Origin of the sequence: Psychrobacter sp. P2G3 (assembly GCF_001593285.1) — a bacterium.
In the GTDB taxonomy this organism is placed as follows: domain Bacteria; phylum Pseudomonadota; class Gammaproteobacteria; order Pseudomonadales; family Moraxellaceae; genus Psychrobacter.
Window position 1 is genome coordinate 1,518,309 of sequence record NZ_CP012529.1, and the last position, 13,265, is coordinate 1,531,573.

Below are 13,265 nucleotides of genomic sequence, written 5' to 3' on the forward strand. Positions count from 1 at the left end.
TTAAGAGTCAGTAATGATACTACCTAAAGTACAGAACATGACAGTAAAGCAAATCAAGCAGCAAAGCCATCAACCAATGGAAAATGTAGCGGCAGCTGGGGTTTCAGTAAATGAGATGCCTAAGTTTTGGATAACAGACTGGCTACTACATGTGTTGGATAAGCCTGCCATATTCTTAATCACTGATGAAAGCTATGAGCTGACTGAGTCCGAGTATGAGCAGTTCTATGCAGGTGTGGTTCAGATGCAAACAGGTACACCGCTCGCTTATTTAACGGGACAGCAAGAGTTTTGGTCGCTCAACTTTACCGTCAATGAGCATACGTTAATTCCTAGACCTGACACTGAAATTTTGGTCGAACAAGTTTTAAATTGGATACATTCTCAGCTAAAAAATGTAGGTGATGATAATAAACCAAAGCGCTTGTTAGATTTGGGTACTGGATCAGGATGTATTGCCATTAGCTTGGCACATGAGTTAAAACACAAATCGAAACATGGTAATTGGCAAACGGTAGCAGTTGATTTATCGCTAGAAGCGTTGAAAGTTGCTAAACATAATGGCGTTATCAATGATGTCGCCAATATTGAGTTTGTACAAAGCAGCTGGTATGACGAGCTGTCTACTCAGGACGAGAGTTTATTCGATGTGATTGTCTCAAATCCGCCTTATATTGATGAGTCGGACGAGCATTTAACTTGTTTGCAGGCTGAGCCTATTAGTGCTTTGAGTGCACCTAATCATGGATTGGCCGATATAGAGCATATTGTCCAGCAAGCGCCGCAATATTTATATAAAGGTGGACTGTTGGCGATTGAACATGGTTTTGACCAGGGTGAAGCAGTACGTCAAATATTGTCAGATAATAACTTTACAGCGGTACAAACGGTGCAGGATTTTGGCGGCAATGATCGAGTAACGCTTGGACAAATTTGAAGACTGGCTTTAATGTGCAGTTTCCTAAGTAATAACTTTGGTAGTAAATATGACTTATTCAGCAGAGACAGTTGCGCTATCAGATGATGAGTTGATGCGTTATGCGCGGCAGGTATTGCTCGAGGGCTGGGATATCGATGCGCAGCTACGTTTAAAAGTATCGCGAGTGGTCATGATAGGCGCAGGCGGCTTAGGTTGTCCGGCTTCTGAGACCTTAGTACGTGCAGGACTTGGGCAAATTCATCTGATTGATGATGATGAGATTGAGGCAAGCAATTTACAGCGGCAAACGCTATTCTTACCTGAAGATATCGGTAAGCCCAAAGCGTTGACCGCTGCCGAAATGTTAGAGAGGATTAATCCTTTAATAACTGCTCGTGGTACGGTTGCACGGCTGAGTGAAGACAATGCTTATGATTTGCTTGATATGGCGACAGGTAAGCCTGATCTTTTATTGGATTGTACCGATAACTTTGCGACGCGTGACATCATTAATCGCATTAGTGTGCGCTACCAGATCCCTTTATTATCTGCCTCAGCGATAGCCATGCAGGGACAATTAGCGTTGTATGAGCCGCATCTTAATACAGGCTGCTATCATTGCGTGTTTGGCTCAGTAGCAGTTGATGCAGAGGCTGATGAACGTACCTGTGCCAATTCAGGGGTGCTCGCCAGCACGACAGCCATCATGGGTAATTTGCAGGCCAATGCTGCGTTGCAGTATTTGGGATTAACCAAAAATCCACTGACAAACAAACTGCTAATATGGGATGGTAGCCAGATGCAGCAACGGTTGATGGGCTACCGACAAGATGTTCATTGTCCGGTTTGTGCCAATTTTTCCCAATGATTTTTAAGCAGACCATTAGCAAGCGTTCAACTCGTTCATATTTTACTTTACTTATTCTTATCCCTTCTTTTTATTACCATAGTTGTTTCTTATGAAAATTCATCGCCCTCATTTACTAAAGCATTCGTTCAATGTGGTTAACCGTATGCGTCAGACGGTTAGTGTCGCTGGCTTATCTGCGCTAAGAGTCGCAAAAGGCGAGAAGCCTGATGCAAGACTATTAAAGGATACCTTTGAGCAGCTTGGTACTACTTATATTAAAATCGGCCAGTTTATAGCCAGTACGCCATCTTTATTCCCGCGTGAATATGTAGAAGCGTTTCAAGATTGTTTGGATCAAACGACCCCATTATCCTACGCTTACATCAAGCAGGTATTGACGGCTGAGCTGGCAGTCGATGGGCAAACGCTGGCTGATAAGTTTGCATTTATTGATGAAAAACCATTAGCCTCAGCCTCCATCGCCCAAGTGCATGCCGCGCGTTTGCATAATGGTGATGAAGTGGTATTAAAGGTACAAAAGCCTGAAGTCGAAACCATCATGCAAACCGATTTGGGAGTGTTGCATGGGGTGACCAAACTGATTGAGCTGCTAATGCCTTCGATGAGGTTTGCCAGTATTGCACCGATTATCGATGAGATTCGTTTGCGCATGCTTGCCGAAACTGACTTTATTGCTGAAGCTCAAAATATTCGTGATTTTCAGCAGTTTTTGGCTGTATCAGGGAATACCAAGGTGGTTGCGCCAGAAGTCTATGATGAGCTGACCACTAAGCGCGTGCTGACTATGAGTCGGTTACATGGCGTCTCTATGATTGATGAGACGGCAATGCGCCAGTATTGTGATGACCCAGCGCAAGTGATGGCAGATACGTTGAATACGTGGTTTGCAAGCCTTATGTTCTGCAATAGTTTCCACGCTGACCTGCATGCAGGCAACTTAATGCTCTTAACCGATGGCCGAATTGGCTTTTTGGATTTCGGTATTGTGGGCAAACTAAAGGCCGAAAGTTGGCGTGCCTGTATGGGCATGATGCAGGCCTTGCAAGATAATAACTATCAAGCAATGGCACAGCATATGATCGATATGGAGATGACCCGTGGTCGTAGTAATGTCGATGAGCTTGATTTAGCAAATGATTTACAACGCATGATGAAAACCATCATGGCAGAAGATATTACGTTTACAAGCGGTGTGCCTTTTAACAGTAAAGAGCAGGCTGATGAGCTGAATCAAATGATGCTTGAAATCGTTGAAGTGGGTAAGCGTCATGGTATTCATTTCCCACGTGATTTCGCTTTACTGACCAAGCAGCTGTTGTATTTTGATCGGTTTATGCGTACTTTAGCCCCTGATATGGATATGTTTAGCGACCAACGGGTACAGATATTAGGGCAGACCGATACAGAGCAACCTTCAACGCCCGCACTTAACGTTTCGTAGTTTTTAAGTAGCTTTTATTCGGTTTTTATAGTGTATTTCCGATTTTAAGTATTATCTGTAGATTTTTAACACAAAGGATTGTGTGCCCATTACCACAAATTGGCTCTGTCATGATGACTGCTCTCAAAAGCCGCATTCTTCCTATTATTACCAATGAAATTACCATCGCTTGGATAGGTCTTTACTGTCTGGCGGTGGTAATGGGTTATGGGCGCTTTTTATTTACGGCCACCTTGCCTGATATCATGATTCAATTGTCGTTATCGACGGCCATTGCTGGATGGCTAGCTTCAGTTAATTATGTTGGCTACTTTATCGGTGCGCTCATCGCCATGTTTGTCCCGCAGCGACTCACATGGCAAATGCTAATGCTATGGACGATTGTTAGTGTGTTCACGACTATGCTGCTCGTCGTGCCGGAGATGTCATTAAACCTATGGTATGTTATTCGTTTGCTAGCAGGTATCGCGAGTGGGGTGGCGATGATTTTGAGCTCATCATTGGTGATTCAAAGCTTTAGCAATGAGCGCCGCTCTGTGCTTTCGGCATTACATTATGCGGGGATAGGAGTAGGTATTAGCCTCTCAGCCGTATTGACTTGGTGGTTATTGTTGCTTGGCTATCATTTTGATATTATCTGGCTGGTAGCAGGCGTGAGTAGTTTGCCATTGCTCTGGCTACTCTATGGCATACGACTAATAAATGCAGATACAAATACAACTGCATCTGGCGAGACACGGCTGGCAAACTCATCGTCCAATGCTGCGCACCGATCTATACGCCAAACCTATATTAATTTTAAACGTTCATTATACGAAGCAGTCACCGGACATACCAAAGCAATTATGCTGTTGTCAGCAAGCTATGTGCTGGCAGGTTTTGGTTATATTACATCAGCGACCTTTTTGCCAGTAATGGCAGCACAGCGGCTTACAACCCAAAGTTATGCTGGGCTGCTTATTTGGTTGCTGGTTGGTATTTTTGCGATGCTGTCCAATCCTTTGTGGGGCGCGCTTGCTAAACGTATTGGTGAGACCAAAACCTTGATGGGTTTAACCTTATTACAAGCATTTGGGATGCTTTTACCTTTATGGTCCAAGGGTGCATTTGGCTTATACGCGAATGCGGTAATTTTAGGATTAACCTTTGTTGGTATGGTTTCAATGACCTTGAATATTATCAAAAATATCAATCCAGCCTACTCTAATTTGCTGATAGGATTGGCAACTTTGGCCTATGCGCTCGGTCAGTTTATTGGACCATTAGTGACGGTCGCATTAGCAGGGCAGGATGATAATTTTAATGCAGGCCTATTAGTCGCTGCTATTGGGCTGCTAGTTGGACTTTTTCTAATAGCGCTATTTCGTCGGCAACGTAATAGTTATTCTTAAAAGTAGTTTTTTAGACAATGCTGCGGCTAAAAACTTCTCGTAACTCAAAGCTAGTATGTACTTGTGCAACGCCTTCAATACGATTTAGCCGATGTAATAAAAACTCCTCATAGTGTGCCATATCGCGTACTCGTACTTTAATTAAGTAGTCTTCAGAACGGCCTGTAACGATGCTGCAACTGATAACCTCATCGAAGCTTTGCACCTTTTTTTCAAACTGCTCAAAACGCTCAGCTGTGTGGCGATCCATACTAATAGCGATAAATATAGCGAGCGGATAGCCAAGCTTTTCTGCGTCTGTCTGAGTATGATAACCAGTGATAATGCCTGCGTCTTCTAGACGTTTGATACGGCGTGCGCAGGGAGTAGCTGATAGGTTAACGTTTTCAGCCAGCTCAGTAATGCTCATCCGTGCGTCAGTCTGTAATAGACGTAAAAGACGTTTGTCAATATCGTCGATAGTATGTGTAATCTGATGGGCAAATTGATTAACAGTCATCGTTTTTATCTAGTATTAGTGGTTTGCACTGATTATATCTATAAAATTAGCGATAATCACTAATAATGATTATAAAATTGTTTAATAAAGCTGCTTTTCACTTCAAAATCTTTGCTATTATAATGACATAACTATTATCTCTTATGATAACGCCATTTAGTTAGATATATATCTAGCTCATCATATCGTCTAAAAGGATTGATTATGTCTGACCAAGCCACCCGCAATGCGACCACACGTACTGCAAAGATTACGCCCAAAAACGCTGCTTTCGATTTCCGTAAATATCGTCCATTTGCGTTTGCACCTTCATTGTCAGATCGAACATGGCCAAGTAAAACTATTGAAACATCGCCAATATGGGCGAGTGTTGATCTACGTGATGGCAATCAAGCTCTGATTGATCCGATGACTATTGAACAAAAAATGCGCTTTTTCAAAACCTTAGTTGAGGTGGGTTTTAAAGAGATTGAAATTGGTTTCCCGTCAGCGGCGCAAGTTGAATTTGATTTTGCTCGTAAACTTATCGAAGAAAACCATGTGCCAGATGACGTGACGTTGCAGGTATTGGTACAAGCGCGTGAGCATTTGATTGCTCGCACTTTTGAATCATTAAAAGGCGCAAAGCGAGCCATCGTCCATGTCTATAACTCAACCTGCCGCGTACAGCGTGAAAAGGTCTATGGTAAAGATAAGTCTGAGATTAAAGAAATTGCAATCACTGGTGCCAAGCTATTGCAGCAGTATGCAGCAAAATATCCAGAGACAGAATGGGTATTCCAGTATTCACCTGAAAGCTTTAGCCAAACTGAAACTGAATATGCGGTAGAAGTCTGTAATGCTGTGTGTGAAGTTTGGCAGCCGCAGAACGGTCAGGAAGTTATTCTTAACTTACCAGCGACCGTTGAAGCGTCTATGCCTAATGTCTTTGCCGATCAGGTTGAATACTTTTGCCGTAATCTTGCGCAGCGTGAGCATGTTATTATTAGTCTTCATACTCATAATGACCGAGGCTGTGCGGTTGCTGCTGCTGAGCTTGGTGTGCTTGCTGGCGCAGATCGTATCGAAGGCACCTTACTTGGTAACGGTGAGCGTACTGGTAATATGGATATCATGGTCATGGCGATGAACTTGTTCAGCCAAGGTATCGATCCTGAGCTTGATTTTAGTAATATGAGTGAAATTGTACAAGTAGTTAGCGAATGTAATAATTTACCGCTACATCCACGTCATCCGTATGTGGGTGAGCTAGTATTTACTGCCTTTAGTGGCTCGCATCAAGACGCCATCAAGAAGTCTCTTGATTATAATGAGAAGCATCAAGATGAGACTGATAATGTATGGGATGTCGCTTATCTACCCATTGATCCTGCGCATATTGGTCGTAGCTACCAAGATGTAGTACGTATCAATAGTCAGTCTGGTAAAGGCGGCGTCGCTTATATCTTGCAACGCAACTATGGATTTAACTTGCCGCGCTGGATGCAAATTGACTTTAGCGGTGTGGTACAAAAGCAAGCTGAAACTGCTGCCCGCGAATTACAGAACGATGAAATCTTGCAGACCTTTGAAGATACGTATTTGCAGCAAGGAAACTTTGAGTTATTAGACTATAGTGTCAATAACAAAGGCGGTGAAGTTTACTTCAATGGTCAAGTACAGATGAATAGCGATACCATTATAATTGATGGAACAGGTAATGGGCCATTGTCATCATTCATTGACGGACTTGCGCAGCACACTGGTAAATCAATACACGTTATCAATTATGCCGAGCATGCTATCAATCCGCAGCATAATAGTGGTAATGGTATCGATGATGACAATAACAGCGATAACAAAACCAATGCCAATGCAGCAGCTTACATTCAGCTTAATGTTGACGGAGAAGTTTACTCTGGTATCGGTACTTGTAGCAGCACAGTATCGGCGATGTTAAAAGGGGCATTATCTGCATTTGCTCAAGCGCCAAGCACGACGGCAGCTTAAGTTTAAATAGTTAGACTTGAATTAAAGTACCGCCATATCTTTTAAAGGGACATGGCGGTATTTTTTACGGTTAATAAATATTAACTATGAACATCAACTATAAATAACAACTGTGTTTTTTGTTACTTTTTCAATATATAGATATATTAATGTAAACGTCATTGGATGACTTATTGGTTGTACATCCGACTACCTATAGCATAATGTTACTTGTGTGTTTGGTATCTAGGACTTACACTAATGTATGTACATAACTCATTATTATAAGTATAAGGTTAATTATGGAACCTATTTCGTTTGCTTCATTTACGTTAGCAGCTGTTTTAGCCTCACTACCTTCGAATAGCGAGCCTATTAGTCAGTCGGTAATTACAACGCATATTAGTCCTGCCATCGCTGGTCAATGGGAGATAGATTTAGATAGTGATGTTACCATGACCAAAGAAGCTGCAGCGAAGCAAATAGCGTCGGGTAATATTCAAAATATAGAAAGTAACGAGCCTGAGGTATCGGCTGGGGCAGTAGATGGTGTTTTGGGTCAAAGTGAACGCCGTGTCTTTAAGGTCGCACCCAATACAGCGACCAGCACTAATGTAAAAACAAAAAAATCTACTCAGTGCCGAGAGTTGTATAACTTTGGCTCAGACAATGAGATGTGGGCTGTGAGTGGTAAAGAATGGACTTACGGTCGCTATTTGGTGACGCATCGTGAAGAAGGTTTACCTATTATTGCTATCAAAACTGTCTATGATAATAATGAAGTAGATTGCTCAGGTAATAAAATTGATCAGACTGACGAGGCACTAATTGCTTACTTGAACCATGATGGTAATCAAATGCAGTGGTGTGCTGATCCTGATGGTAAGGAATGCTTTATGAATTTCCATAGAGTACTGCCCTAAATAGTTTGTTTTATATTTAAAACCCTCTAATAATTTATTTATAACGCATAAAAAACCCGCTTTCTGATAAGAAAGCGGGTTTTTTATGTTTGCCACAATACCGATAAAAAGTTTTGGCTATTTCGCTGTTTTAGTTGTTTGCGATTTGAGCAGCTCTTCTTCAAGGTAATGTATATTTTGAGCCTCATTGACAAAATCTTCATCAGCTAAGATTACATCACGATGCATGGGGATATTGGTTTTAATCCCTTCAATGACAAGCTCATCAAGCGCATGCAACGTCTTTGCAATCGCTTGTTGACGCGTTTGTCCATGACAAATAAGCTTACCAATAAGTGAGTCATAATAACTAGGGATTTCGTATCCCGGATACAGATGTGAGTCAAAGCGAACGCCAGCCCCACTAGGAGTATATAGCTGGGTGACCTTGCCAGGTGATGGCATAAAAGTCACTGGATCTTCAGCATTAATACGACATTCTATTGCATGACCTTGGACTTCAATCTCGCTTTGACGATACGATAAACCGTACCCTGCTGCAATTTTGAGCTGCTCAACGACCACATCAATACCAGTAATCATCTCGGTGATAGTATGCTCAACTTGCACCCGTGTATTCATCTCGATAAAGAAGAATTCGTTGTTTTCGAATAAGAACTCAAAGGTTCCAGCGCCACGATAATTAACCAGTTTACAAGCTTTGACACAAGCTTGTAAAATAGGTTCGCGCACATCATCAGGGATATCAGGAGCAGGGGCTTCTTCTAGTACCTTTTGATGACGACGTTGTAGTGAGCAATCACGATCATACAGATGAATAGCATTACCATTACCATCGCCAAGTACTTGAATTTCAACGTGACGTGGGTTTTGTAGGTAGCGTTCCATATAGACTGTATCATCGCCAAACCAAAGCTCAGCTTCTTGTCTAGCGGCTTGCACCTGACCGATAAGGTCATCAAAACGCTCAACGACACGCATACCACGACCACCACCACCGGAAGCCGCTTTAACTATTAGCGGAAAGCCAATATTACGTGCTTGCTCTTCAGCATTGTGCATCGTAACGGCGCCAACTGAACCGGGAACAGTCGGTACGCCTGCTTTTTTCATCGCATTGATAGCAGAAACCTTATTGCCCATCAGACGAATATGATCTGCAGTAGGACCTACGAAGGTTAAGCCAGCTTCTTCAATACGTTCAGCAAATTCAGCATTTTCAGCCAAAAAACCATAACCAGGATGAATGGCGTCAGCACCAGAGATTTCAGCAGCCGTCAAAATAGTATTGATATTTAAGTAGCTTTCGCTAGCATTTGGTTTGCCAATACAGATGGCTTCATCAACGAAGCGTAGATGCATGAGGTTTTCATCAGCGGTGGAGTAGACACCGACAGTCTCGATACCAAGTGCTTTACACGCACGTACGATACGTAGAGCAATCTCACCTCGGTTGGCGATGAGCAGTTTTTTTATCATAGGGTCATCCTTGTCAAAGCGGCGTTGATCAATTCAATCGTTATGGATTATTCATATAGTATGAATATTAACGAGATATTGAGCGTAACAAAGTAAGGTATAGCAGTACAATTAGGCTTTATAGCGTATAACTGGCTGGCCAAACTGTACAACCTCAGAGTTGTCCACTAAGATTTCATCGATGACACCACTTTGAGTGGCCTCAAGCGGGTTCATAATCTTCATCGCTTCGATAATACCAAGCGTATCGCCAGCCTGTACTTTTTGGCCAACTTTGGCAAACGGTGGATCGTTAGGGCTAGGAGCAGAATAGAATACTCCAACCATTGGTGAAGTCTCAACGCTACCGGCTTTGACAGCTGCTTTGGCTTCAGTAGCGATAGGTGCTGCACCAACAGTAGGCGCTGCCATCATCGTTGGGGCTGGCGCATCGTAGTGACGGGTTAAACTGATATGCTCATCGTCTGAACTAACTTCTAGATTAACTAGTTCATTTTCTTCCATGAGGGCGATTAACGTGCGTATTTTTTCGATATCCATAATTTTAATGATGCCTTTTTCTAAAATTGAAGAAAGAAATAGTGTAACAAAATATTGTGTAATTGATTGCTAATGATACCTATATTCGGTGCAATGAGCAATCAATGTACAGTTGTTAACTGGAATTTTTACATATTTTTGACTCTAAGGCGAGTATTAGTAACATGCGTCTTATTTTTATCGAGCTTTTTTTGACAACATTGAGCTTTTCTTAACAGTCTTTTGGTTATGGTTTACGTACTAGATATAGGTTAAAAGGAAGAACTATTTTATAAAAGGTACGTTGTTCATCATAATCGATGTCGCTAAGGAGCGCTAGCATTGGTTACTAGAAGCTACGATAGAAAATTATGCTAGAAAGCTGAAAACCACTCTTAATGTTATCTTAAAAAGCAGTCATTAGCTTGTTATCAAAATAAACAAAACGAATTGTTTAAGCCCACATTGCCGTTAAGCGTTTTTGTTGGTAGCGTAAGCGCAGGGTGAGTAGAATGGAAGATAGGAATAAACCAGTAATCAATGCCATCCAAAACCCTTGTGCACCAACATCTGTAAAACGCACTAGGTAAACCCCCAGTGGCAAAGCGACTACCCAATAGCAGAAAAGCGTTACCCACATCGGTATCGTTGTATCTTGCATTCCGCGTAATATACCAGCTACGTTGACCTGCCAGCCATCAAAAAGTTGATAAGCCAACGCAAAGATTAACAGGTGCATGGCCTGCGCTCGTAACTCAAGATTGTCCGTAAATGCTGCTGCCAGCTGTGGTCTGAACAGCCATATTCCAAGCATACAGACAAGGGCGATCAGCACTGTCCAAATAAGTCCCGTTGCTTGAACATGGCGTAAAGCCAGCAGATTCTTTTCGCCAAAGCGATTAGAGACCATAATAGTCAATGCCATCGCAACCGATATAGGAATCATAAATAGCTGTGAGGTTACCGATAGAGCGACTTGATGTGACGCTGTGGCTAATTCACCTAATGGACTGATAACCAATGCGCCTAAGCTAAATAAGCTGGCCTCAAAGAAGATGGAGAGACCAATTGGAATACCAAGCTTAAGTAGTTTAGTTATTTGCTCACGATTGGGAGCCGTAAAGCTATAAAAAAAGCGCGTGCTAGCAAATTGCTGACGTTTAGAAAAAGTAGTATAAGCGCCTAAAAGTAGCACGTTAATCCATAGTACTAATGCCGTTGCAACTCCGCAACCCGCACCGCCCATCTCTGGCATACCAAATAGCCCGTGGATAAAGATATAGTTGAGCGGAATATCTGCTAATAGGCCGATGATACTAATAACTGTGACTGGTTCAGGTCGACCGAGCGCCTCGCAGTAACTACGCAACACAGCATAAATGGCAAGGGCAGGGAAGCCAAAAGAAACGCCATGCAGATATTGAGTAGCTATCGGTTGGATATTTTCGGGGACGCCCATTATACTTAGGACATTTGGCATCAAATTAACGATAATAAAACCGCAAAGACCGATAACACTAGCCGTCCATATCGACTGCTGAGTGATATGTGGGACTTGGCTGTGTTTGTTTTGCCCTATCGCTTCCCCAATTAGAGGAGTGGTGGCGATTAAAATACCTGTTGCCAATAAGAACAGCGGTAGCCAAATACCAGCGCCAACAGCGACAGCAGCCAAATCGAGCGCTGAGACGCGTCCCGCCATAATGGAGTCAACGACACCCAGTGCGGCTTGGCAAAATTGGGTAATCAAAATCGGTAGCGCCAGCACGCCTAAACGTAAGCTGTAGCTTTTAAAATCTATAAAGGATAATGGCAAAACCATAGTTAGCAACTTTTCATTATTCACGTTGGTTATTGTTAATATTCAAGTACTGCGATCAGTAAATCGTTAGCGAGGCAGTAACATAGGAATCGTGTCGATGATAATACTCCGATAAATAATATGAGCAAGTCTATATAAGCAGAGTATGAAAGAAATGCAGATGCTAAAACAAAAATAACCCGTCAATCTACGAGATGCATTGACAGGTCAAAAGTAGATAGGATAATAAAGAGCTAGGGTATGATATCAACGCTTAAGAAGCGTCTGACATTTTTTAGAATAATTATAAATTTAACACTATGTTTATACTTCTAAAACCAAGGTCTATAACGATTCAGGTAAATCTTGCACCACTGCTTGATAACCAATCAGTTTATTATTCGCGTCAAATGCTTGCACGACAATAGCGTAATTAGTCGAAATATTTGGAATTACAGGCGTAAACAGGGTTTCGTGGTTGGTTAAGACAACATTCTGTACGTAACCGTTAGCACCAGACTCTGCTTTATTGACATTGATTTGACTGACCAATACCTGTTTGGTATTACTTGGATTCTGCCAAGTAACGATTTTTTGGCTACCATTACCAGTAATGTCGAGCATCATAGTACCCAGCTTATAATCAAGCGTATAGGTGGTAAAGTTAGAACGATCACTGAGGGTATAAGTCACTTTACAGTTATCTTCAGCAGCTGAAAGGGTAGTGCCACCTAGACTATCTTGATACTCAAAGCTACCGCGCCATGGTTTACCTGTTTGCTTATCTTCAAAACTACCTGCAAATGTAGTCATTAAGTTTGGCGTTTCAAGATTTAAATCATTGATATATTTTATATCTAAAAATTCTGCTGTATCGAGGCTACCAGTTACCTTACCTGTAATATAATTATCTACTTTAAAACCAGTATTAACATCGAGTGTGCGGTTTTGTTGGCAAATCTGCTGTTGATAACTAATGCGCCCATCAACACTGCCCGCGCCGTCGTTACTAATATCGAAATATATCGCCCCGATATCAATATCGCTATTATCACCATTATTGAGCTCGACGAAGTGACCGACATAGAGACCGCCACGACCACCCTCTGGTGTTAATTTATCTAAGAAATTATCCAATGATTCCTCTGGTAAAAATACAGACTCCAGAATCTCAGCCATACTTTTTTCATCATCAGTCAGCTTGTCTTCGACTTCTTTGACTTTATCTTCCACACGATCGTATTCGTTTTTAACTTGGTCTTCGATACGGTCGTACTCTTCTTTGACTTTATCACCATCGCTGCCACAGGCGCTTAGCGTAAGCCCCAATATACTGACAGTTAATACAGATAGTACGAGTTTGGGTGCGCTCATAAATGAGTCCTAGAATGTGAAAATAGTTTAGACAAAAGAACTAAGGCGTAAATCTAGGGCGTAAATATAGCAAACTTTGA

At 42.0% G+C, this 13,265-nt stretch carries 11 protein-coding genes; 6 read left to right on the forward strand and 5 right to left on the reverse strand.

The annotated features are described in order from the left end of the window. Positions 1-13 precede the first annotated feature (13 nt). From prmC to AK823_RS06370, 4 genes are all read left to right on the forward strand, one after another. Positions 14-937: a peptide chain release factor N(5)-glutamine methyltransferase gene (gene prmC / locus AK823_RS06355; protein ID WP_068327408.1), complete on the forward strand. Its 924-nt coding sequence runs from the start codon at positions 14-16 to the stop codon at positions 935-937. Positions 938-986: 49 nt separating this feature from the next. Continuing rightward, positions 987-1,787 (forward strand): HesA/MoeB/ThiF family protein, encoded by an 801-nt coding sequence (locus tag AK823_RS06360; RefSeq protein ID WP_068035563.1) that lies wholly within the window; start codon positions 987-989, stop codon positions 1,785-1,787. 91 nt (positions 1,788-1,878) lie between these two features. Continuing rightward, entirely contained in the window at positions 1,879-3,231 is a 1,353-nt protein-coding gene (locus AK823_RS06365; protein ID WP_068327411.1) for an AarF/ABC1/UbiB kinase family protein, read from the forward strand. Between the two features lie 110 nt (positions 3,232-3,341). Continuing rightward, entirely contained in the window at positions 3,342-4,622 is a 1,281-nt protein-coding gene (locus tag AK823_RS06370) for a YbfB/YjiJ family MFS transporter (RefSeq protein ID WP_068327414.1), read from the forward strand. Positions 4,623-4,632: 10 nt separating this feature from the next. Here AK823_RS06370 and AK823_RS06375 read toward each other — a convergent pair whose 3' ends face one another. After that, positions 4,633-5,121, reverse strand: a complete 489-nt coding sequence (locus AK823_RS06375) for an Lrp/AsnC family transcriptional regulator (protein ID WP_068327417.1) — start codon at positions 5,119-5,121, stop codon at positions 4,633-4,635. 204 nt (positions 5,122-5,325) lie between these two features. On the opposite strand from AK823_RS06375, the gene leuA reads away from it, so the two are divergent. Both leuA and AK823_RS06385 read left to right on the forward strand, forming a co-directional pair. Next, complete coding sequence (gene leuA / locus AK823_RS06380) at positions 5,326-7,110, forward strand: 2-isopropylmalate synthase (RefSeq protein WP_068327419.1); 1,785 nt, start codon at positions 5,326-5,328, stop codon at positions 7,108-7,110. Between the two features lie 281 nt (positions 7,111-7,391). After that, positions 7,392-8,012 (forward strand): hypothetical protein, encoded by a 621-nt coding sequence (locus tag AK823_RS06385; protein WP_068035573.1) that lies wholly within the window; start codon positions 7,392-7,394, stop codon positions 8,010-8,012. A gap of 117 nt (positions 8,013-8,129) precedes the next feature. Here AK823_RS06385 and accC read toward each other — a convergent pair whose 3' ends face one another. The 4 genes from accC to AK823_RS06405 form a co-directional block, all read right to left on the reverse strand. Then, on the reverse strand, positions 8,130-9,491 hold the full coding sequence (gene accC, locus AK823_RS06390) for an acetyl-CoA carboxylase biotin carboxylase subunit (RefSeq protein WP_068327422.1): 1,362 nt from the start codon (positions 9,489-9,491) through the stop codon (positions 8,130-8,132). Positions 9,492-9,602: 111 nt separating this feature from the next. Continuing rightward, the gene (accB, locus tag AK823_RS06395; protein WP_068035577.1) at positions 9,603-10,031 is read right to left on the reverse strand and encodes an acetyl-CoA carboxylase biotin carboxyl carrier protein; all 429 of its coding nucleotides are present in this window, start codon (positions 10,029-10,031) and stop codon (positions 9,603-9,605) included. Positions 10,032-10,464: 433 nt separating this feature from the next. After that, positions 10,465-11,832, reverse strand: coding sequence for an MATE family efflux transporter (locus AK823_RS06400; protein ID WP_068035579.1), 1,368 nt, complete (start codon positions 11,830-11,832; stop codon positions 10,465-10,467). Between the two features lie 324 nt (positions 11,833-12,156). Further along, positions 12,157-13,185, reverse strand: a complete 1,029-nt coding sequence (locus tag AK823_RS06405; protein ID WP_068327425.1) for a hypothetical protein — start codon at positions 13,183-13,185, stop codon at positions 12,157-12,159. Between the last annotated feature and the right edge of the window lie 80 nt (positions 13,186-13,265).

Bases quoted from the DNA above. Each gene is read 5' to 3' on its own strand.
- AK823_RS06400 (WP_068035579.1), bottom strand. From the start codon at position 11,832: ATGGTTTTGCCATTATCCTTTATAGATTTTAAAAGCTACAGCTTACGT.
- leuA (WP_068327419.1), top strand. From the start codon at position 5,326: ATGTCTGACCAAGCCACCCGCAATGCGACCACACGTACTGCAAAGATT.
- accC (WP_068327422.1), bottom strand. From the start codon at position 9,491: ATGATAAAAAAACTGCTCATCGCCAACCGAGGTGAGATTGCTCTACGT.
- AK823_RS06405 (WP_068327425.1), bottom strand. From the start codon at position 13,185: ATGAGCGCACCCAAACTCGTACTATCTGTATTAACTGTCAGTATATTG.
- accB (WP_068035577.1), bottom strand. From the start codon at position 10,031: ATGGATATCGAAAAAATACGCACGTTAATCGCCCTCATGGAAGAAAAT.
- AK823_RS06360 (WP_068035563.1), top strand. From the start codon at position 987: ATGACTTATTCAGCAGAGACAGTTGCGCTATCAGATGATGAGTTGATG.
- prmC (WP_068327408.1), top strand. From the start codon at position 14: ATGATACTACCTAAAGTACAGAACATGACAGTAAAGCAAATCAAGCAG.
- AK823_RS06375 (WP_068327417.1), bottom strand. From the start codon at position 5,121: ATGACTGTTAATCAATTTGCCCATCAGATTACACATACTATCGACGAT.
- AK823_RS06365 (WP_068327411.1), top strand. From the start codon at position 1,879: ATGAAAATTCATCGCCCTCATTTACTAAAGCATTCGTTCAATGTGGTT.
- AK823_RS06385 (WP_068035573.1), top strand. From the start codon at position 7,392: ATGGAACCTATTTCGTTTGCTTCATTTACGTTAGCAGCTGTTTTAGCC.
- AK823_RS06370 (WP_068327414.1), top strand. From the start codon at position 3,342: ATGATGACTGCTCTCAAAAGCCGCATTCTTCCTATTATTACCAATGAA.